Consider the following 21,997-nt stretch of genomic DNA (forward strand, 5'->3'; position numbering starts at 1 on the left):
ATGAAACCATTAGAAGATTATTTAATAGTAGATTTTAGCCAGTTTCTTTCCGGCCCATCAGCCAGTTTGCGACTAGCTGACTTAGGTGCACGTGTTATAAAAATTGAGAAACCCGGCACAGGAGACATCTGCCGCACCTTATATACTTCTGATTTAATAATGAATGGAGAATCTTCCGTATTTCATACCATCAACAGGAATAAAGAATCGTTTGCCATCGATTTTAAACAGCCCGCTGAACTCGAAAAATTAAAAAAACTGCTGGCTAAAGCCGATGTGGTGATGCATAATTTCAGACCCGGAGTGATGGAACGAGTGGGTTTAGGCTATGATATTGTAAAAGAAATTAATCCAAATGTAGTCTATGCAGAAATTTCTGGCTACGGTACAAAATCCGAATTAAAAGATTTGCCTGGACAGGATTTATTATTACAATCGTTGACTGCTTTGACATGGTTAAGCGGAAATCAAGATGATGGTCCTGTACCAATGGGTTTATCCATCGTAGATATGCTTGCAGGTGCCCATTTGGCACAAGGAATTTTAGCGGCTTTATATAGAAAAGCTGTTCATAACATTGGAGCAATAGTTCAGGTGAGTATGCTGGAATCTGCTTTTGATTTTCAGTTTGAAACCATTACCACCTATTTTAATGACGGCGGAGAATTACCCGTAAGGACGAAAAGCAACAATGCACATGCCTATTTAGGAGCTCCATACGGGATTTATAAAACTAACAATGGCTATTTGGCTTTAGCCATGGGATCCATTCCCGTTTTGGCTTCCCTTTTAAAATGCGAGGCACTTTTGCAATTTCCGGAGAATAAATTTGGTTTAAGAGACGAAATCAAAAATATTCTGGCCACACATTTACAAACTCAGGGTACTGAGTTTTGGTTGAATATTTTAGAACCCGCAGATATTTGGTGCGCCAGTGTATTGAACTACCAACAATTGTTTGCCGAAGAAGGTTTTAAAGTTTTAGATTTCGTACAGGAAGTTCAAATGATAGATGGATATTCGTATAAAACCACAAGATGCCCTATCAAAATAGATGGAGAATTTTTTACTTCAAGTAAAGGTTCCCCAAAATTAGGACAGGATAATGAGAAAATTTTAAAAGAATTTATTAATTGCTAATGGGAAAAATAAGGATAGCAGTCAGAAAATTCGGACCTTTTGAAAGTACCTTACAAAAGCTATGGGACTTATTTTGCCTAAAAAACAACCTAAGCATTGAAGCCGAAATGATTCCGTTAGAGTTGCATGACTTGTATGAAGAAACCATCACAAATAAAGGTTTAAAAAATGGAAGCTGGGATATTGCGCACATGAATACAGATTGGATATTTGACGCTGTAAACGAAAAAGCAGTTCAAGATTTAACACCATTCATTGCTCAAAATACCCCCCAAAATTATCCTGACGGATGGCATCAATCATTGTTGAATTTACAGCAAATTAATAATGGAACGTATGGATTACCTTTTCACGACGGTCCGGAATGTTTGATTTTCAGAAAAGATTTATTTGAAAATAAAGTTGAACAACAAGCTTTCAAAAAACAATTTGGCTACGAATTGTATCCTCCAAAAACATGGGAAGAATTTACCAAAATAGCAGAATTTTTCAACAGACCCGAAGAGAATCTTTACGGATGTGTTTTTGCAAATTACCCTGACGGTCACAACATGGTTTTTGATTTTTGCTTACAACTATGGACTAGAGGAGGATCGTTATTAAATGCTCAAAATCAAATTGACATTAACCAATCTGCAGCAATTGAAGCGTTAGATTATTACAGAAATATAGTCAATAATAAAAACGCAGTTCATCCCAAATCAAAAGATTTTGGTTCCGTAGAAGCAGGAATGGCTTTCGCCAAAGGAGAAGCTGCATTGGCAATCAATTGGTTTGGTTTTGCCTCGATGTGTGAAGTAATTGAGGAATCAAAAGTAAAAGGCAAAGTAGATATTACGGAACTTCCCCATGATAAAAACCATAAAACGGCTTCGCTTAATGTATATTGGTTATACACCATAGGAACAGGAAGCAAACATCAAAAATTGGCATATGATTTTCTACGATTTGCCACCACGCCTGAAGGTGATAAATTATTAACGGAAGAAGGAGGAATTGGCTGTCGCAAATCCACTTGGAATGATTCCGAAATTAATGAGACTATTCCCTTTTATCACAAATTAGGAATGCTTCATGAACACGCTTTAACGTTACCACAAACTCCTGTTTGGCCGAAAGTAGCCGAATTGATAGACAAAATGGTACTTAAAGCATTAGAAAGCGATATTCCATCTGGAGAACTCTTGGAAGAAACGCAAAATACTATTCAAAAAATTATTTAAAGACATGAATATCCCTTATAAACCATTATTGCCTGAAACGCAACAACCCATTATCATTATTGGAGCCAGTGGAATTGTCAAAGATGCCCATCTGCCTGCCTATGAAATGGCTGGGTTTAAAGTTTTTGGTATTACAAACAGAACACTTTCAAAGGCGCATGATCTTGCCCAAAAATTCAAAATAGAGCATGTTTTTGAAAACGTTGCTGATGCGGTAAAAAACGCACCCGAAAACACTGTTTATGACATCACAGTTCTGCCCGATCAATACATCCAAATATTAGAGCAATTGCCAGATGGCGCTGCGGTTCTTATTCAAAAACCGATGGGCAACGATTTAACACAGGCTCGTGAAATTGTAGCCGTCTGCGAAAGAAAAAAATTAGTGGCTGCGATAAATTTCCAATTGCGTTTTGCCTCTTTTGTCAGTGCAGCCAGACATATTATCAATCAAGGAATTATTGGGGAATTATATGACCTGGAATTCAAAGTTACTGTCAATACCCCATGGGAATTGTTCCCACTTATCAAGGAACATCCACGGTTAGAAATCCTTTTTCATAGTGTTCATTACATTGATTGCATTCGTTCCTTTTTAGGAAATCCTAAAAGCGTAATGGCAAAAACCGCCAAACATCCATTAAAAAAATTATCTTCGAGTAGGTCAAGTATTATTTTGGATTATGGTGAAACGATGCATGTGGTAATTAATACCAATCATGATCATCATTTTGGTCCTAAACATGAAGAAAGCTACATTAAATGGGAAGGGACAAAAGGTGCAATTAAAGCTAAAATGGGCTTGTTGATGAATTATCCTGATGGATTGGCGGACATATTTGAATATGCGCTACCCATTGAAGGAAATGAAAAAGAATATGAATGGAAAAAAATAGAGCTCGAAGGTTCTTGGTTTCCGGAGGCTTTTATCGGTACCATGTCAAATTTGATGCGCTTTAAAGAAGGCTCTGATCAAATATTACATACCAGTGTACAAGACGTATTAGAAACCATGAAAGTGGTCGAAGCTTGTTATATCAGCAATAAAAATAGCGGCGTTTCCTTAGATGAATTATAGAAAATAATTTAAACCATATAAGGCATTTAAGGACTTATAAGCTAAATATAGTAGCAACTTAAATGACCTTAAATACCTTATATGGTGAATAAAAAAAACAAAAATATGTATTTTAAATCCACCTTTTTCGAAGAGTATCAAATCGACGATAAACGAGTAACATTAGGCAGAACCATTACCGAAACCGATTTTGTAGTTCATGCAGGCCACACAGGCGATTTTTTTCCGCATCACATGGATGAAGAATGGTGTAAGACACAACCTTTTGGTCAACGTATTGCACATGGAACCATGGTTTTCAGCATTGGTATCGGGTTAACAGCATCCGAAATTAATCCCGAAGCATTTTCTAAAGGATATGACCGCATGCGATTTGTGAAACCTGTACACATAGGTGATACTATTCATTCCGAAATTACGATTTCTGAAAAAGGAGATGCAAAAAGACCCGAAATGGGCACCGTTACAGAACACGTAGAAATCATTAATCAAAAAGGAGAAGTGGTGTTAGTCTGTGATCATTTATTATTAGTGAAAAGGAAATAATCTTAAAAATATAAATACAACCATGCAAGTAACAAATCAAATTGGCGACCAACATGAAGTGCCGGCAGAAAAGGGAGCGGGAGCAAAATACCTTTTACCTTTTATCTTAATTACCAGCTTATTTTTCCTTTGGGGAATGGCACACAATCTGGATTCTATCTTAATTCCACACTTAAAAAAAGCGTGTGAATTAAACAACCGTCAATCAACTTTGATTGATACCTCTGTGTTTTTTGCTTATTTTATTATGGCGATTCCTGCCGGAATGTTGATTAAAAGATTTGGTTATAAAAACAGCATCATTATAGGTCTATTGGTTTTTGCAACAGGGGCATTCCTTTTTGTGCCAGCCGCAAACACCAGAACCTACGAACTTTTCTTATTCGCTTTATTTGTGATTGGTTGTGGTTTAACAATTTTAGAAACCAGCGCCAATCCGTATGCTGCGATTTTAGGCCCACCGGAATCTTCTTCTAAAAGGTTAAATCTTGCCGCATCTTTTAATGGTTTGGCAGCAATGGTTGCTCCAATTGTAGGATCTTTATTTATCCTGTCTGGAAAAACCAATACACCAGAACAAATGGCTGCAATGTCGGATACCGTAAGAGCTGCCTATTTATTGGAAGAAGCTTCTGCCGTAAAATTACCGTATATCATTTTAGGAAGCATCTTGGTTTTGGTTGCCATATTATTTTATTTTATGCACTTGCCTTCGATGAAACCGCAACATACTGAGGTAGAAATCAAACCCGGTTTTTTCTCTGTTTTAAAATTTTCTCATTTAAGCTGGGCAGTCGTTGCGCAATTCTTTTATGTAGGAGCTCAGGTTTGCATCACGAGCTTTTTTATAAGAATAGCACAACAAGGCGCTGGTTTAGACGAAAGAACAGCTGCATATTATCTTGGTATTTATGGCTTTCTGTTTATGGCAGGCCGATTTATTGGAACTTTCTTTTTAAGATTCGTCAAAGACTCCGTGCTGCTTTCTATCTATTGTGTAATAAGTGTTTTCCTATGTTTGGTTGCGATTTACGGAACAGGGATTTATGTTATTTATGCGCTGGGTGGAATTGGATTTTTCATGTCAATTATGTTCCCCACTATTTTCTCTTTGGGTCTGGTAGGATTAAAATCCAATACCGAAACAGGTTCGTCTTGGTTGGTGATGTCCATTGTAGGTGGCGCCATACTTCCTTACGGTATGGGAACTTTAATCGACATGAAACACGATGATATCCAAGCCGGATACATCATTCCTCTAGTTTGTTTTTTAATAATCCTTTATTTTGGACTATTTGGGCATAAAGTAAAACAACCCATTTCAAGTTAACCTACTGAATAACAAATAAATTAAATTGGTAAAACTTATCTATCAAATAGTTAAACCGAAAGAAAATAAACTAAAAATTAAAAAATAATATAATGAATTATAAAAATTTAATTGGACAGTTACCCAAAATAGGAATCAGACCCGTAATTGACGGAAGATTGGATGGCGTTAGAGAATCGCTTGAAGAATCTACGATGAATATGGCAAGAATCGCCGCTGATTTCTTGGAAAAAAATCTAAGACATGCTGACGGCAGTAAAGTGGAATGTGTTATTTCGGATTCCTGCATTGGAGGCGTTGCCGAAGCCGCTGCTTCCGCCGATAAGTTTTCGAGAGAAGGTGTTGGCTTGAGTTTAACCGTAACACCTTGTTGGTGTTATGGCAGCGAAACCATCGATATGGATCCAATGATTCCAAAAGCAATTTGGGGTTTCAACGGAACCGAACGCCCGGGAGCTGTTTATTTAGCCGCAGCCTTGGCAGGTCACAACCAAAAAGGGATTCCCGCATTTGGTATTTATGGGCGAGACGTTCAAGACAGCGATGACACCAGTATTCCCGCCGATGTCCAAGAAAAATTATTGCTTTTTGGAAAAGCCGGATTGGCAGTAGCTACGATGAAAGGAAAATCATACTTATCTATGGGAGCCGTTTCCATGGGAATAGCGGGTTCTATCATTGACCCAAATTTCTTCGAAAGCTACTTGGGAATGCGTTGTGAAAACATCGACATGACCGAATTCTCCCGAAGAATTAAACACGAAATCTACGACAAGGAAGAATACGAAAAAGCTTTTGCTTGGACGAAAGAAAAATGCAAAGAAGGAAAAGATTACAATCCGGAGAACCGACAAAAATCAAGAGCCGAATTAGACAAAGATTGGGAATTTGTCGTGAAAATGGCCTTAATCGGTCGTGATTTGATGATTGGAAATCCGAAGTTGAAAGCATTAGGATATGGCGAAGAAGCCTTGGGAAGAAACGCCATTTCGGGTGGTTTCCAAGGGCAAAGACAATGGACAGACCATCTTCCAAATGGTGATTTTATGGAAGCCATTCTAACCTCATCATTTGACTGGAACGGGATCCGACAACCTTTTATGTTGGCTACGGAAAATGACAGTTTGAACGGAATTTCGATGTTGTTTGGTCATTTATTAACAGGAGCAGCCCAAATTTTTAGCGACGTTAGAACCTATTGGAGTCCTGAAGCCGTAAAAAGAGTGACTGGTCACGAACTAAAAGGAGACGCTGCAAACGGTTTTATACATCTTATTAATTCTGGAGCTTCTGCATTAGACGGAACAGGTGAACAAACCATAGACGGAAAACCAGCCATGAAACCATGGTGGGACATTACCGAAAACGAAGTTGAAAAATGTTTAGAAAACACCTCTTGGGGACCAGGAATGTTGGAGTATTTTAGAGGTGGTGGCTATTCTTCCACTTTTAAAACCAAAGGAGAAATGCCTGTAACTATGTGCCGAATCAATATCGTGAAAGGCATCGGACCCGTATTGCAAATCGCCGAAGGAAAAACTATCGAACTTCCTGAAGACGTGCACAACACGATCAACGAAAGAACCAATCCAACTTGGCCAACGACTTGGTTTGTTCCCAACTTAACTGGCAAAGGGCCGTTCAAGGATGTCTATAGCGTAATGTCCAATTGGGGAGCCAATCATGGCGCCTTCACTTACGGACATATTGGTGCTGATTTAATTACTTTGGCAGCCATGCTCCGAATCCCGGTAAACATGCACAATGTTCCCGAAGAAAAGATTTTCAGACCAAGCGCTTGGGCGTCTTTTGGCATGGATCCAGAATCTTCTGATTATAGAGCTTGCGCTACTTACAAGGCATTGTATGAATAAAATTTAGAGGATTTTTTTGGGCGTTACCACAAGGGTCGGGCTGTACACTATATCTTTTATTCCGCTATCGCTCCATAAAAGGATGCCGCTCCCATCCCTAACGCAAACCCCAGAAGCATTCAACAATAAAACAAAAGGCTAGTTTGAAATACCGAACTAGCCTTTTAAGTTTTGTAAGAAAAATAAAAGATTCGATTAAATGGAAAAAATAAAAAATAATTTTGTCTGGATTTTTGCTGCCATATCTTTAATAGTCCTTTTTATTCCGAAAGGAAATTTAAAAGATTACATAAATTGGGCTTTGCTCATTATAGTGCTTCCTTTATTAATACTGAGAATAATAAAAGCTTTCAAAGAAAATTCTAAAGAAGCAAATACCCGAATTATAACTGATTTCGTCTTTATTTTGCTAGTTCTATTTTTTGGATATTTATACAAACAATCGGAATTTTAAAACTGATTCGTGTATTTGTAATCCGTTTCTACTATACATTTCCATATAAAAACATTAAATTCAATTAACACCATGAAAAATAAAATCATCTTAACAGCATCATTATTTGCATTATTCCTTTCGAATACTACTTCAGCACAAGAACAAACTGACGCTAAGCAAACCCAGAAAAAGGAATTGACCCAAGAAGAAAAACAAGCCAATTCTAATCTGGAACAAGAAAAGAAAGCCGCCGAATGGGTGACTTCCTTAAATTTGAATGATACTTCAAAAGAACAGCGACTCCAGACCATAATCGTTACCCATTTGAAAGCAGTTCGCGACTGGAACAACGAACATCCCGGAACTATAGTACCTGCCGGAATCAACCCAACAACGGGACAACAACTCAGCGATTTGGAAAGACAGATTATCTCCCAATCATCCATGCCAAAAACAGTGCATGAAAATCTGATGGCAGGACTTCGCAAAGAGCTGAAGGAGGACCAAGTGGAGCTTATCTTGGATAAATATACTATTGGAAAAGTTCAATTTACTATGGCAGGTTATAAATCCATCGTTCCGAACATGACGGCCTTGGAAGAGGAAACTATTCTCAAATATATGAAACAAGCCCGTGAACAAGCTGTCGATTATAAGAGCATGAAACAAATATCGGCTATCTTCGAAATTTACAAAACTAAATCAAGCAGTATTTAAACAACAATGGTCGCAACTGGAAGCAAATGTATAAAGCTTTCACCGATGCCATAAAAGCAAAAAAAGCTGCTGAAAAAACAAGCAAATAAATTTATAAATAGGAATATAAATTAACAGCCACTTCGCGGCAAAATACAGACAATATAGATAAAAAAATAATTAAATTAATTATTAGTACATACCGTATGATTGCAAAATTGAGTGAAAAGAAATCGTATCCTTGGATAGTTGTTGGATTATTGTGGTTTGTGGCATTGTTAAATTATCTGGATCGCCAGATGCTTTCTACTATGAAACCGGCAATGATGCTTGATATTCCTGAATTAGCCAAGGCTGAAAACTTTGGTCGTCTAATGGCTATTTTTCTTTGGATTTATGCGTTGATGAGCCCAATTTCCGGAATCATTGCTGACAGGATGAACCGAAAAAACATGATTGTTTGCAGTCTCTTTGTCTGGTCTGGCGTTACGATGGCCATGGGCTACGCGACTACTTTCAACCAAATATATGTATTACGCGCTATCATGGGGGTCAGCGAGGCTTTCTATATTCCTGCCGCTTTATCGTTGATAGCAGACTACCACCAAGGCAATACACGCTCTTTTGCCATAGCCATTCATACTACCGGAATATACCTTGGGCAAGCGTTGGGCGGATTTGGCGCTACTGTTTCTGAACATTTTTCTTGGCATTTTACCTTTCATTCCGTCGGTCTGATTGGTGTTATTTACAGTATTTTGTTAATTTTTTTCATAAAAGAAAAGAAAGCCTATGTTTTTGATACCTCCCAAAAATTATCGATGAAAACCGAATTTAGGCAAATGTTCAAAGGGCTGGGCATCTTATTCGGTAATATCTCTTTTTGGGTTTTGCTGTTTTATTTCTCGGCTCCGAGTCTGCCTGGATGGGCGGCCAAAAACTGGTTGCCGACATTGTTCTCCGAAACGCTACATCTGGATATGTCACTTGCAGGTCCTATGGCTACCGTAACCATCGCAATGTCATCGTTTGTAGGGGTGTTGATTGGTGGTTTTATTTCAGACAAATGGGTGATGCAGAACCTTAAAGGACGCATCTACACAAGCGTAATCGGTTTGACTCTTACGATTCCGGCACTCTTTTTACTGGGTAATGGCACCAGTCTGGAAGCTATTTTAACGGGAGGAATGCTCTTTGGTCTTGGATTTGGTGTCTTTGACACTAATAATATGCCTATTCTTTGCCAGTTTGTATCACCCCGTTATCGCGCTACTGGATATGGTATTATGAACTTAGTCGGTATTTCTGCGGGAGCTGTTATAACGGAATATTTAGGAAAAGCTGCTGATAGCGGAGGAATGGGACATATATTCGTATTATTAACCATCGTGGTCGTTGTTGCCATTATTTTACAGCTTGTTACTTTGCATCCAAAAACGGCAAACATGACGGAGGAAATTGCTAAATCTTAATAAAATCGGTATAAATATTGTCTCACTGACTTTTATTTCAAACAATAATATTCCGATTTAAAACCATATAAGGGATATAAGTTCATTTAAGTTTTAGCTTATGTGAACTTATATCCCTTATATGGTTAATTTTTATTTTTTTAGTAATTCGAATTACAAAACTTTTGCGATCTCAGCTTCGATTTCCTTGATGTTTGCAATCACTTTTGTCATTTCTTTTTCGTCAAAAGTGGTAAAAGGCGGCGCTATATTTCCATTAATAATTCCCAATGCTGACAAAGCCCCTTTTAGTCCTTTCAAATAACTGGAACCATAAGATCCAACGGTGTAAATTTTAGTGCTAATTTCCATCACCAGGTTTTGTAATTCCTCAATTCGAGCAAAATCTTTGGCTACTGCTGCATTGTATAACGCTACATATAGTTTTGGGAAAAGATTCGCACCGCCGTTAACGCCTCCATTACCTCCCCTCAAAACCGTTTCGGCCGTGATTTCTTCTGGACCTACCAGAAGGCTAAAATTTGTTTTAAGTAAATAACAAAGCGTCTGAAAATAAACCGCATTGGCGGAACTGTCTTTTAAACCAATAATGTTCGGATGTTCGGACAAACGAACCACTGTTTTTACATCAATGTTTATTTTGGTGTGCGAAGGCATATTATACAAGAAAAGTGGCAAGGTAAGTTGGTCCGCTAGACTCCAATAATACTTATATAACTCTTCCTGTCCTAATCCATAATAATAAGGCGGTGCAGCAACGACAGCCGCAGCTCCTACTCTTTGAGCAATTAAGGCCAAATGGATGCTTTCCTCAATTGAAGTATCTGTAATACCTACAAATACAGGAATTCTTCCATTTACAGCTTTGCAGCTTTCAATAATGAGTTGCTCTCTTGTTTTATAACTTAAACTCGTTGATTCGCCAGTTGTCCCCAGAATAAATATCCCGTGAACACCTCCCGAAACCAAATGTTCTACAAGATGCTGAACTCCTTTGATATCCAATGTAAGATTGTCTGATAATAAAGGAGTTACCATTGGAGGAATAATTCCACTAAAAGCTTGTTTATTTGTTTGTGTTGTCATTATGCTAAAATTTATTTATAACTATTTTTTAATTTGCTTTAACTTTCTAAAGTTTTTTATTTTATTTCAAACGTTGTGACGAATGAAAGGAATCTGATTTCTAATTTGCTTCAGCACTGAATTCCACAGCAACAGTTTCCTCCTTATCCCCTTTTTTTCGCCAATAATTTGCCAATAAAGACCCTGAAACATTCATCCAAGGGCTAAATACAGCAGAAGCCAATCCTAGCGTAGCCAATTTTCCCATGGAACCCGCCAGTCCCGACGCCATTCCTCCGTTTTGTAAGCCTACTTCAAAAGCAATCGTTTGACAGCTTTTCTTGTCCAAGCCGCTGGCTCTACTCAACCAATAGCCAAAAAAGTAACCCGCTCCATTGTGTAATACGGAAGCCAAGAAAAGCAAAAATCCAATTTGGATTAAATTATCTCTTCCGGCAGCAGTGGTTACCAATGTAAAATAGATAATTCCAAACATCGAAAAATAAGGCATAATCGCATCTATTTTAGGGTACGCTTTATACAGCAAATGGTACAACGAACCTACAATAAAAGCACCACACAAGAAGTTCACGATTTCCAATATATGCACAGCCGTACTGTCTTCGGCAAGTTGGAAAGAATTTCCAAAGAGAAAAACAATCCCCAACCAAAGTGATGACAAGAACGTCAAAACATATATTCTTCTTTTTGCTACACTTCCGTAAGTTTTTAGAATATCGTGAACCATAGCTGCTGCCAATGGCACAAGGACAATTTTGATTATTTCCATCATCATGTTGAAGAAATGAACTTCTACCAAAGTTCCTGCAAATATTTTCATTAAAAATGGTGTCATTATAGGTGCAGCCAAAGTGGACATTGCCGTTACGGTAACAGATAAAACCAAATTTCCTTTGGCAATATAGGTCATTACATTTGAAGCCAATCCGCTGCTACAAGAGCCAATCAGGATAATTCCTGCGGCGATTTCGGGTTCAAAACCAAAAGTTTTGGCAATGATAAATCCCATAATAGGCATAATGGTAAAATGTCCCAGCAAACCAATAAGAACTCCTTTTCCAGATTTTCGGATTCCAGTAAAATCCTTGATGCTCATTTGAGTTCCCATTCCAAACATCACCATTTGAATAATAATCTGGATGAGCCATTTGTTGCGCATATCAAAGCCACCAACGTGCAGAAAAAAGTCAGGAAAAATTAATCCTGCGCAAACTGCGGTAATAATCCAAAAAGTGTATTGATATCCGCTTAATACTTTTAGATGTCCTACCCCAATGGCAATACTTGAAAAACCCAAAATCAATCCCATTTTCCAAATAATGTCGATTTGTTGCAACCAACCCAAACCGGCAACAATGAAAAGTATTGGGGCAGCCCAAAGAAAATATTTACGCATATAGTTTGTTTTAATCTGTTATTTATTTTTTAGAAGATGGCAAAAAAACCGAATCCTAACTCCTAGCCCCGGTTGAAGTGAAAATCCTTTTGTGCCGGTGTTCGGCACAAAAGATTGTAACGCAAAACGGGACGATATTGGCAAAAAGGCCAAATCTTTCTGCTCGAAAATCATCAATTTAACTTCATTTTAAAAATAAAGTTCCGCCAGTTTTTTCATTGCAATAGCGGGACTTGCCAAAATCGGCACTAATTTTTCTTCCGCACTTAGACTATCTACAACGCGAGCCATTGAGGCTTGAGCTAAAACAATTACATCCACTTCTTTCATTAATTCTTTCAAAGCCTCGGCTACCATTTCATCGTGCTTTGCTGTATCCCCGCTCATTAAAGCTTCAAAAGCTCCTTCGCATAATTTTGAAGAGATTGTTACATTTTTACCGGCTAATTCTGCTCTTCTTTTCACCAAATCACTGGTTGGTTCCAATGTTGTAGGCAAAGTGGCTATTACCCCAATTTTATTGCTGATTTGCACGGCTTCATCAGCCATAGCCTGATCTACTCGAATTACAGGAACACCACTTAATGTAGCTGCTGTTTCAATGGCAACGCCAATAGAAGAACAGGTTACCAATATCACATCGGCACCCGCGGCTTCCGCAGCCTGAACGTGACTGACTACTCTGGCGGCAGTATTCGGCATTAATTTTCCTTTTTTGATAACGTCTTTAATCAAGCTGTCATCGACTATATTAAAAGTTTCTACACCTTTTAAAAACTCGTTGCTTAATTGTTGGAACAAAGGAACCAATGTTGCCGATGTATGTACAAAACCTAATGTTTTTGTCTTCATAATTTTTCTCCTTTTAAAACTTTTATAAAATAATCGGCGGTACCAACCTGCCCGCCTTTAAAATTCATTTCTATTCCATTTACCCAATCATTGTCCGAAACAGCCTTGCAAAGCGGAGCTCCCGGAGCCAATGGCGCAATCATTTCTAATGCCAGAATATCCAGTTCGGATGCGGCATAACTGGAAGTGTCGCCACCGGCAAAAAGGATTCTTTTTATTTTGACGGTCTTCAGCACTTCTTTGGTTATTTGCCCAAGAACACTTCCGTAAAGGGTACTGCATTGTTTTTGAATCTCATTTGCAGACACTCCTTTTGCTATAAAATACGATTCAGTTTCGGCAATACGCGGGTCGTTTGGCCCAGTACTCGTATGCAGAATGGTACTTTTTCCATTATTGAAATTGGCAACAATTTGAGCAACGGTGCTTTTAATAATTGCTTCCTGATTTTGAATATCGACAGCGTTGCTTTCTAATGCTATTTCCAAAAATCCATTTTCGAGAGCGTATTCAATTTGGTTTGATGTCACCGGAGAACAACTTCCCGACAAAACGAGTAAAGGCGAAACTTCTCCCCGTGGTTCAAATTCTATTTCATTTCCTATGATTTTCTCTTCCTTCCAAGCTAATCCCAATGCCATTTCTATTCCGGATGAACCTACAGAGAACAATGTTTTTTCTGTTACCAATTTGTTAAAAACACTTCCAATAGTTTTCAAATGTTCCAAATTAAACCCATCAAAAAACAGAATTTCTGCGTTGTTATTGGCCACAATTTCAAGAACATCTTTTGCCCCTTTTTCAATTGTTGTTAGATTGACCAGACTTATGGATTTCTCTGTTTGTTTTGCCAAATGTATCGTCAAATCTCCTTCCAAAGCTGGCGTAACGGGATGTTTGCTCATCGATGGATGTCGGTCAATGCGGTAAATTTCCCCATCTCCTATAGTTCCCATTCGGGCAAATAGATTTCCAAATACACAAAATCGTCCCAAATGTGGCGCTGATGGCGAAACCAACACCGTTTTTTGATCAAAGACTTCACTTCCAATTTCAATCGCTTTACCAATGTTTCCCACGTGTGGTGCCGAATCGAAAGTGGAACAGACTTTATAATGAAAATGTGCTGGTTCAAAACTTTTCAAATTTTCGAAAGCGGGGAAAAGTTCCGTTTCCATTTCTGAAGGCGACATTGATCTGCTTTTTCCGGCCAAGCCGATAGCCTGAATCCCTGGAAAACGGTCTAAGTCTTTTTGTTCTGGTTTTCGAAGAAAAAGAACCGTTTTCACTCCAGCCAATGTCAGGAATTCAAGGGCATCCGTAGAACCCGTGAAATCATCGCCATAATAGGCCAATAGCAATTTATCTTTCTGGTTCATTATTTAGAAAATTTCTTAACCGATGCTGCAAATTCGGGATATTGTTGTGCGATTTCTTCAACAGACAAACCGTCAACGGCTCCAGTCCAGGCTTGTTGAAGGGCATTTACTCCTGCTTTTGGTCCCATTGGATGCGCCAAAATTCCGCCTCCAGCCATATACAATAAATCGGTGGTTTGTGTTCTTCTATAGGTTTCTACCGCCTGTCCTCCCCATTGTCCGGAAGACACTACGGGCAATACTTCATATCCGCCCAAAAATGGTTTCAAACAGGATTTTATGGAAGTAACCACAGAATCATCCGATTCCCAAAATTTATTCTGGATTCCATTTACGTGCAATTGATCTACTCCTGCCAACCGTTGGATTTTTTGATACGCCGGAAATTCAATCCCCAACAAAGGATGTCTGTTCAGCATTCCCCAGCCGTTTCTATGACCGTGAATTATGAGTTCTCCCTGATCACAAATTTTCTTTGTGCCAGCCAGTCCCACACTGTTGACACTAATCATCGCACAGCTTCCTTCTTCCTTTTTAATCAAGTCGTATTTTCGTTGCATCTCATCAATTTCATCACTGATATTGAAGGCATACATCACTTTTTTTCCTGTTTTTTGTTCGTTGTCACGGATGACTTTCATAATCGCTTTAACCCTGTCATCAAAAGGAGAATTGGCAGCAGATCCCATCAGTTCATCATCTTTGATAAAATCAATTCCGGCATCAATCAATGATTTTACCAGAGTGGCCGTTTCATCAATACTCATCCCGATACTTGGTTTTATAATGGTTCCAATCATCGGTCTGTCGGTAACACCACAGGATAATTTAGAACCCTGAATCCCAAATTTTGGCCCTTTAAAATGATTTTTGAAAGAATCGGGAAGTTCAAAATCCATTAATTTTAAACCCGTAAATTGAGTTATCTCGTATAAATTTCCCTGCAAAGTACTGATTAAAACAGGCAAATTATAGCCAAAATTTTCAATCGACCAACTTACTTTAACCCTCGCCTTTTGGTATTTTTTACCGGGAATACTTCCTCCTGGAATAGAAGGCATATCTGACAAATCCAATAATTGAATATCTTCCACTCGGGCTGCAAACCGTTTTTTCAATTCTTCGGTTTCACCCGGAACGGATACAAAAGTTCCCGATGATTGTTCACCAGCCAAAACTGCCGCTGCTTGTTCTACATTATAAGGGGTTTCAATAAGATATTCTGCAAAAACTCTTTCCATTTTTCTATTTTAAAATATTATTTATCTGCTCTTATTCTACTTTTATGTCAATCGTTGCCTGCGAAATCCCATTCCCCGTTGAAGCTTTCAACTGAATATTTTCCTGCTGACCATTCGATTGAATGATGGCAATACATTTGCCATTATAGACTTTGCAGGAATTGGCTTTGAACGAATCTAAACCTGCCTGATAGCCATTGTCAACTCCAACCAATTTTCCTCCACCGCTAACTTCAAAATTAATTAAATCATTGGCGTTTGGTGCTAAATTTCCATTGGCATCGGTGATGGAAACGGTTACGTAAACCAAATCGTAACTGTCGTTTTTTAGGGTTTGTTTATCCACTACTAAAGCTATTTTAGAAGCTATTCCGGCAGTATGAATTTCCTTTTCCAAGACTACTTTCCCATTCTTTCTGGAAATGGCTTTTATCGTTCCGGGTTCGAATTTTACGCGCCACGAAACGTGCAAATCATCATTTTGTTTGGATTTAGTTGCCAATGATTTTCCGTTGAGAAACAATTCTACTTCATCGGCATTGTTGTAATACGCCCAAACGTCTACTTCCTGTCCTGCTGTCCAGTTCCAATGCGGAAAAAGATGCAAAACAGGTTTGGTTGTCCATTCGCTTTGGTACATATAATAGACATCCTTGGGAAAGCCCGCCAAATCTACGATTCCGAAATAAGAACTTCTTGCCGGATATGGATACGGGTCGGGTTCGCCCAGATAATCGAAACCTGTCCAGATGAAAGTTCCCGCCATAAAATCCTGTTTTTTAATGGTTTTCCAATTGGCTTCGTGCGTTGTTCCCCAATAGGATTGTACCTGATCGTAAGCCGTAACAGTCCAGTCTGCATTTCCGTCAAAAGGCGCACCGTGTTTCGGAGGCCAAGCCTTAATCCCATCCGAAGGAAAATCGTAATGCCCACGGGTTTCCAGAGCCGAAACACTTTCGGAAGCCAATATTTTTTGTCCTTTGAAACGAACAGGGAAGTCTTTGTAATCCTCGTGTTTGTAATTGAATCCCAACAAATCCAAAGCTCCTGATTGATAAATGAAATTTTTCTCGATAACATTCTCTGTCAAAGCGCTCGTAACGGGACGAGTGGTATCAAGCGATTTTACGATTTGAGCCAATTCTCTGGCAATGGCAATTCCAGTGCTGTCAAATTGTTCCCTGATTTCGTTTCCAATACTCCACATGATCACCGACGGATGGTTGCGGTCTCTCCTAATGAAATCTTCCAAATCCTGTTTGTGCCACGCATCCCAATCTTTATGGTAATCGTTGGTCACTTTTTTCTTTTTCCAAACATCGGTAAACTCAGCCTGAACAATAAATCCCATCTCATCGCACAATTGCATCATCTCCAACGAATGCGGATTGTGCGACATTCGGATGGCATTGGTTCCCATTTCTTTCAGGATTTTCAATTTTCTTTTGACGGCGTGAATGTTTTCTACAGCTCCCAAAGCTCCGTTGTCGTGATGCAGGCAAACGCCTAATATTTTCGTCGGAACACCATTCAGCGAAAAGCCTTTTTCGGCATCGAAATTGAAGAATCGGAATCCTAAAGGCGTTTCGTAATTATCGACTACTATTGAATTCTCATAAATTGTAGTGAGAATTTTGTGCATATTCGGATTTTTTGTATCCCATAATTTTGGCTGATTCACGCTTAGATTATGTACTTTTTTTGAAGTGGTATGGGCAGCTATTTTTTCAGTTGTAGTTGCATTGGCTACTTCTTTATTATTCGCATCCAGAATAGAAGTCACCAATTGGAATCCTTTTTCAGCATCGGTTTTATTTTCGATCGTTACCTCCAAATGTACCGAGGCTTTTTCTGTCGAAACTTCCGGCGTTGTAACATAAGTTCCCCATTTTGCGACGTGCAATTTTTCGCTGGCAACCAATCTTACATTTCTATAAATTCCCGAACCCGTGTACCACCTGGAATTGGGTTGCGCATCATTATCGACTTTTACGGCAATGATGTTTTCTTGTGTTCCGAAGTTCAGATATTGGGACAATTCGTAGGTAAATGAAATGTATCCGTTAGGTCGCATTCCTAATGAATATCCGTTAATCCAGACTTCACTGTTTTTGAAAACGCCATCAAATTCTATTGAAATGTTTTTGTTCTTCCAATCTTCGGGAAGTGTAAATGTTTTGCGGTACCAGCCTTTTCCAGCAGGCAAAAATGCCTGTGCCTGTTTGGTTGGATTGTCTTTATTAAATGCACCTTCGATACTCCAATCGTGTGGCAATTGCAGCGTTCTCCAATCGGCAGTATTGAAATTAGATTGTATTGCTGTTGGATAATCTCCTAATTTGAAGTTCCAATTTTTATTAAAATCTTCAACGATTCGGACTTGCTTTTTAGTTGGTGCACAAGCGACAAGAAGCAAAAATACTATTGCTGTTCCGACTTTTTTTAAAACGTCTTTATGTTTATTCATAAACTTATTATTTTATACTACTCTAATTTTGCCGACTACTGTTGTCATTTCGACGAAGGAGAAATCACATTTATTGCTCTCATTATGGGATTGCTTCGTTCCTCGCAATGACGTATTATTGAAACTCAAAAGAATCCAAAAGCAAGCCTTTCATATCTTCTGATTCTATCGTGATTTTATAGGTTCCTGCATTGATATAACCACCGGAAGTGGTATTTAAAATCTTCCATTTTTCAGTCGAAGAAGGAAACTCAATCGTGTCATTTCGCATCAGGATTCCGTAAGCATCTTCCATTTTGAATTTGACTTTCAACGGCGTTTCATTTCTGTTCATAAAACGGAAACGCATCAGGTATATTCCCGCGACTCCGGGTTTTACTTCAAACTGAACACTGTTTTTTGTTTTTTGTGTAAACTCAATGTAGTCGCTCTTTTTGAAGTTTCCTTTTTCGATTCCGCCACCAGTGGTTTTGGAAGTTTCTGCTTCTAAAAGTACGACAGGTCTTGAATCATCTTTTTCGCCCATATCATAGGTTGGTACGACAGCGATTGAGTTGTTTTCAAAAAGTACTTTTTCTCCTTTTTTGACTTTTTTATGGAAAACTGAAAATTCTACCCTATTTGAATTTTTAGCCATTTCTGTCATTTTTTTGTAACCGGAAATAGAATCCTTTGATTTACTAAATAGATATACTTCAGAATCTTCTTTGGTTATAAATGAACCAAAAGCTTTGGAATTTGCTGAAAATTGCAAATAATCCGCACCAAAAACTTCGGCAGGCAATTGCGTAAAAACAACTTCCGAATCTGAATATTGTTTGGAATTGATATCCAGCCACGAACCGATTTTAGTTCCTGGATTACCCGCAACACTCTGAATATTTCGTGGCGAAGCCGAAGCTCCTTTTGCCGTTTTATCTTTGGTGGCTATGGCAATTGCCGAAATTATCGCCTGACCTGCCTTTACATTCGGGAATGAAATAGTGATTTTTCCGTTTTTGCTTTTTACGACAAACGTTTTCTTTCGAGCTGTATCGTGCCCGACTTCACTCCAAATATCAAAATTCTTTAGCACCACATTGTCATTGATGGCTACATCAAACAAGCGCCAGCCTTTGCAATCCAATCCGCCACCGGTTCCGTACCAGGGTTCAGTGAAATACAATTCCACCAGATATTCTCCGTCGGGAGCTGGGAATTCGTAACGCAATTTATCGATTCCGTATCTGAAACTTTGGAATAATTTCCAGTCTTTTGTTCCTGAAATTGGGTCGAAAGTACTTCTTTGACTGGCATAAAAATCAGGCAATTGCTTGAAATTATCTGTCCACGATAATGATCCCCAAGTGTTTTCTCCGCTTTTATGAACGTCTGCCTGCCAAGTATTCCCGAGAGAATCCGTTATTTCGCTACCGCCACTATTCACCCTGTAAATGTAATTGTAGTTTTTTTGAGGCTGTAAAAGTGTTTCTTTTTTTGTTTCTAATGTGTTGAAATTAGGCGCTTTTGGTAACGTGTTCAATACGATGTAATCTTTCGCAACTGCTTTTCCATTTACGTAACCTACGGCATACAAAACATTGTATTGAATATTGACATTATTCCATTGAAAATGCTGTCCTAATCCCGGATTTTTTAGTTTTCCGAGTGACGATTTATTCATATCATTGAATAATTCCACGGCATCGCAATTCGAATAGACATCAATTCCGTTTTTGATTCCCGGAGCATCCCAACGATTGGGCCAAGTGTGCGAAACAATATAGACCATCGGGTTGGTTTTGTTCGATACATAATTGGCACGATACATATAATACGCATCCAAAGGTTCTCCCCAAATACTGAAAAGCCCCTTGTAATTGACTGGTCCAACCTTGTCAATATCCCTGAATCCTTCCCCGTTTTGCACGCGTCCCGGATTTTCGTGAGAGGCAAAAAGCCAGTTGAATTCTCCCGCTATTTTATCTTTTACCGATTCGGCTTCGCGGACTTTAATTTCCATTAATTGTGAAAAACGGTTTTCGCTCAAAACTCCTTTTTGGTTGAATTCGCCTTCGTTATGCAGATCGTGTGAACGCCAGGCGCCATATTCACCGTTTAACAATTGCTTGCTGATCTCCACATCGTAATTAAACGGATCGCCACCATAGGTTCCCGACCAGTTTTGAACCACATTCCAATCCGTTCCTTCGCCTCCGTTGCAGGTCGTAACGATGCGTTGCGAAGCCGACATTGGATCCATTTCGCGGATGATTTTGGTGCATTCTTCGGCAAATTCTCTTGGGATGGTGCTTTCATTTTGCAATCCCCACATTACGACTGACGCATTGTTTCTGCGTTCTTTTATCCATTCTCGCAATAAGGTTTTAAAATTTTCCTTAAATTCTGGCGTGTCGTACCAAATGTGTGCCGAAAACTGACTCCAGAAAAGGATGCCGTTTTCGTCTAATTCTTCCTGATATTTTAAATTATGAGGCTGGTGCGCTTCGCGAAAAGCATTGAACCCTCCTGCTTTAATTTGTTCGATTCTCGAATGGATTTGCTCGTCTGAAAACGAATGGCTGTTTCCGATTAAATGTTCGTATTCGCAGGTTCCGTTAATGAACAAAGGTTCGTCGTTGATGTAAAAACGGTTGTCTTTTCCGTCACGACTCACTGGCCAACTTACCCAACGGATTCCGTATGGTGTTTTTAGTTCGTCTATTTTTTTCCCGTTTTCAGAAATTGTGGTGACCAATTGGTACAAATACGGATTGGCTGGCGACCATAGTTTTGGATTTGCAATTTCGGGAAGTGTTTGCGTTATTTCTTTTGTTTCTCCCGAAGCATTTTTGACATCACTTTTTACGCTAACCACTTTCTTTCCGTTTTTATCAAAAAGGGTGTTTTCGACAGTAACGTTTCGGTTGGAATTTCCGTAGTTTTTGATTTCGGTTGTCGTGTGAAGTATCGCATTTTCTTTGGAAGTTGCTTTGTCATTCCAAATATGAACGCCAAATGGTTCTATGCGGACTTCATCGGTAACGACTAAAGTGACTGGTCTGAAAATACCCATTGGCTGTGAGCCTTCGGAGAATCCCCATTCTCCGGAACAGCCTCCACAAACCCAAGGCAAATCGGCAATGAATGAGGGATGCGAGGCTTTGACGATTATATTATTGTCTTTTTCGAGAGAAACGGCATCGGTAATATCGACTGTAAAAGTGGTTCTTCCGCCTTTGTGTTCGCCTACTTTTTTTCCGTTTACCCAAACTGTGGCATAGGAACTTACTCCTTCAAAATAAAGAAAAAGTCTTTTTGAATTATCTTTTTTGTCTAATTGTAATGTTTTGTGATACCAGGCGGCGCCGTGTAAATTACCGTGTTTGGTTCTTCGGAAACCGTAATACTGGTCCCAATTGTGGGGTACGTTTACTTTTTGCCATTGCGAATCTACTTTTGGATTTTGTACAAAGGTTTCTTCGGAGTTTGGGAGCTGGTCCAAAACAATGGTTTCCCAAGAGGAGTTCAGCGAAACTTCTTTGCGAAAGGATATTGCTTTTTCTTGGGTTTGCGACCAAGAAAAAGTAGTTATAAAAAATAGTATGTAAATTAATTTCTTCATATTGTTATTTATCCTCACCCCTCCCGAAGCCTCGGGACTCTCCAAAGGAGAGGGAGCCGAAACTGGATAAGTGTAATTTTTAAATCATATTTATTTGCTCTCGTTATGTGATTTCTACTTTGTCGAAAGGACACAGTAAGAATATATACTTAACTTTAATGACATTCCGCGTGAGGG

At 38.9% G+C, this 21,997-nt stretch carries 15 protein-coding genes and 1 pseudogene; 9 read left to right on the forward strand and 7 right to left on the reverse strand.

All coding sequences use genetic code 11. The annotated features are described in order from the left end of the window. From ACM55M_RS15835 to ACM55M_RS15875, 9 genes and pseudogenes are all read left to right on the forward strand, one after another. A complete protein-coding gene (locus ACM55M_RS15835) occupies positions 1-1,140 on the forward strand; it encodes a CaiB/BaiF CoA transferase family protein (RefSeq protein ID WP_416858649.1) in 1,140 nt (379 codons plus the stop codon). Beyond that, complete coding sequence (locus tag ACM55M_RS15840; RefSeq protein ID WP_416858650.1) at positions 1,140-2,363, forward strand: extracellular solute-binding protein; 1,224 nt, start codon at positions 1,140-1,142, stop codon at positions 2,361-2,363. The genes ACM55M_RS15835 and ACM55M_RS15840 overlap by 1 nt, the downstream gene beginning before the upstream one ends. 4 nt (positions 2,364-2,367) lie before the next feature. Further along, positions 2,368-3,441 carry a Gfo/Idh/MocA family protein gene (locus ACM55M_RS15845; RefSeq protein WP_416858651.1) on the forward strand — a complete coding sequence of 358 codons (1,074 nt, stop codon included), beginning with the start codon at positions 2,368-2,370 and terminating at the stop codon, positions 3,439-3,441. A gap of 81 nt (positions 3,442-3,522) precedes the next feature. Further along, the gene (locus tag ACM55M_RS15850) at positions 3,523-3,987 is read left to right on the forward strand and encodes a MaoC/PaaZ C-terminal domain-containing protein (RefSeq protein ID WP_416858652.1); all 465 of its coding nucleotides are present in this window, start codon (positions 3,523-3,525) and stop codon (positions 3,985-3,987) included. 22 nt (positions 3,988-4,009) lie between these two features. Continuing rightward, on the forward strand, positions 4,010-5,317 hold the full coding sequence (gene fucP, locus ACM55M_RS15855) for an L-fucose:H+ symporter permease (RefSeq protein WP_416858653.1): 1,308 nt from the start codon (positions 4,010-4,012) through the stop codon (positions 5,315-5,317). Between the two features lie 92 nt (positions 5,318-5,409). Beyond that, positions 5,410-7,191: an L-fucose isomerase gene (locus tag ACM55M_RS15860; protein ID WP_416858654.1), complete on the forward strand. Its 1,782-nt coding sequence runs from the start codon at positions 5,410-5,412 to the stop codon at positions 7,189-7,191. 199 nt (positions 7,192-7,390) lie between these two features. Further along, positions 7,391-7,645, forward strand: a complete 255-nt coding sequence (locus ACM55M_RS15865) for a hypothetical protein (protein ID WP_416858655.1) — start codon at positions 7,391-7,393, stop codon at positions 7,643-7,645. Positions 7,646-7,717: 72 nt separating this feature from the next. Further along, positions 7,718-8,433 (forward strand): annotated as a pseudogene (locus ACM55M_RS15870) (DUF3826 domain-containing protein). Between the two features lie 96 nt (positions 8,434-8,529). Then, a complete protein-coding gene (locus ACM55M_RS15875) occupies positions 8,530-9,795 on the forward strand; it encodes an MFS transporter (RefSeq protein ID WP_416858656.1) in 1,266 nt (421 codons plus the stop codon). 153 nt (positions 9,796-9,948) lie between these two features. Here the strand turns inward: ACM55M_RS15875 and ACM55M_RS15880 are convergent, their stop codons facing one another. The 7 genes from ACM55M_RS15880 to ACM55M_RS15910 form a co-directional block, all read right to left on the reverse strand. Further along, positions 9,949-10,881 carry a dihydrodipicolinate synthase family protein gene (locus tag ACM55M_RS15880; RefSeq protein ID WP_416858657.1) on the reverse strand — a complete coding sequence of 311 codons (933 nt, stop codon included), beginning with the start codon at positions 10,879-10,881 and terminating at the stop codon, positions 9,949-9,951. 100 nt (positions 10,882-10,981) lie between these two features. Then, on the reverse strand, positions 10,982-12,277 hold the full coding sequence (locus ACM55M_RS15885) for a bile acid:sodium symporter family protein (RefSeq protein ID WP_416858658.1): 1,296 nt from the start codon (positions 12,275-12,277) through the stop codon (positions 10,982-10,984). Positions 12,278-12,466: 189 nt separating this feature from the next. Beyond that, positions 12,467-13,129 carry an aspartate/glutamate racemase family protein gene (locus ACM55M_RS15890; protein ID WP_416858659.1) on the reverse strand — a complete coding sequence of 221 codons (663 nt, stop codon included), beginning with the start codon at positions 13,127-13,129 and terminating at the stop codon, positions 12,467-12,469. Beyond that, entirely contained in the window at positions 13,126-14,508 is a 1,383-nt protein-coding gene (locus ACM55M_RS15895; protein WP_416858660.1) for a four-carbon acid sugar kinase family protein, read from the reverse strand. The genes ACM55M_RS15890 and ACM55M_RS15895 overlap by 4 nt, the downstream gene beginning before the upstream one ends. Then, a complete protein-coding gene (locus ACM55M_RS15900; RefSeq protein WP_416858661.1) occupies positions 14,508-15,749 on the reverse strand; it encodes a ribulose-bisphosphate carboxylase large subunit family protein in 1,242 nt (413 codons plus the stop codon). The genes ACM55M_RS15895 and ACM55M_RS15900 overlap by 1 nt, the downstream gene beginning before the upstream one ends. A 31-nt stretch (positions 15,750-15,780) precedes the next feature. Then, the gene (locus ACM55M_RS15905; protein ID WP_416858662.1) at positions 15,781-18,216 is read right to left on the reverse strand and encodes a glycoside hydrolase family 2 TIM barrel-domain containing protein; all 2,436 of its coding nucleotides are present in this window, start codon (positions 18,214-18,216) and stop codon (positions 15,781-15,783) included. A gap of 115 nt (positions 18,217-18,331) precedes the next feature. Then, the gene (locus tag ACM55M_RS15910; protein ID WP_416858663.1) at positions 18,332-21,820 is read right to left on the reverse strand and encodes a malectin domain-containing carbohydrate-binding protein; all 3,489 of its coding nucleotides are present in this window, start codon (positions 21,818-21,820) and stop codon (positions 18,332-18,334) included. Positions 21,821-21,997: the final 177 nt, after the last annotated feature.

It is taken from the genome of Flavobacterium galactosi, assembly GCF_048158585.1.
GTDB classification, from domain to species: Bacteria; Bacteroidota; Bacteroidia; order Flavobacteriales; family Flavobacteriaceae; genus Flavobacterium; species Flavobacterium galactosi.

Bases quoted from the DNA above. Each gene is read 5' to 3' on its own strand.
- ACM55M_RS15865 (WP_416858655.1), top strand. From the start codon at position 7,391: ATGGAAAAAATAAAAAATAATTTTGTCTGGATTTTTGCTGCCATATCT.
- ACM55M_RS15910 (WP_416858663.1), bottom strand. From the start codon at position 21,820: ATGAAGAAATTAATTTACATACTATTTTTTATAACTACTTTTTCTTGG.
- ACM55M_RS15905 (WP_416858662.1), bottom strand. From the start codon at position 18,216: ATGAATAAACATAAAGACGTTTTAAAAAAAGTCGGAACAGCAATAGTA.
- ACM55M_RS15880 (WP_416858657.1), bottom strand. From the start codon at position 10,881: ATGACAACACAAACAAATAAACAAGCTTTTAGTGGAATTATTCCTCCA.
- ACM55M_RS15895 (WP_416858660.1), bottom strand. From the start codon at position 14,508: ATGAACCAGAAAGATAAATTGCTATTGGCCTATTATGGCGATGATTTC.
- ACM55M_RS15900 (WP_416858661.1), bottom strand. From the start codon at position 15,749: ATGGAAAGAGTTTTTGCAGAATATCTTATTGAAACCCCTTATAATGTA.
- ACM55M_RS15885 (WP_416858658.1), bottom strand. From the start codon at position 12,277: ATGCGTAAATATTTTCTTTGGGCTGCCCCAATACTTTTCATTGTTGCC.
- ACM55M_RS15850 (WP_416858652.1), top strand. From the start codon at position 3,523: ATGGTGAATAAAAAAAACAAAAATATGTATTTTAAATCCACCTTTTTC.
- ACM55M_RS15860 (WP_416858654.1), top strand. From the start codon at position 5,410: ATGAATTATAAAAATTTAATTGGACAGTTACCCAAAATAGGAATCAGA.
- ACM55M_RS15890 (WP_416858659.1), bottom strand. From the start codon at position 13,129: ATGAAGACAAAAACATTAGGTTTTGTACATACATCGGCAACATTGGTT.
- ACM55M_RS15875 (WP_416858656.1), top strand. From the start codon at position 8,530: ATGATTGCAAAATTGAGTGAAAAGAAATCGTATCCTTGGATAGTTGTT.
- ACM55M_RS15840 (WP_416858650.1), top strand. From the start codon at position 1,140: ATGGGAAAAATAAGGATAGCAGTCAGAAAATTCGGACCTTTTGAAAGT.
- ACM55M_RS15845 (WP_416858651.1), top strand. From the start codon at position 2,368: ATGAATATCCCTTATAAACCATTATTGCCTGAAACGCAACAACCCATT.
- ACM55M_RS15835 (WP_416858649.1), top strand. From the start codon at position 1: ATGAAACCATTAGAAGATTATTTAATAGTAGATTTTAGCCAGTTTCTT.
- fucP (WP_416858653.1), top strand. From the start codon at position 4,010: ATGCAAGTAACAAATCAAATTGGCGACCAACATGAAGTGCCGGCAGAA.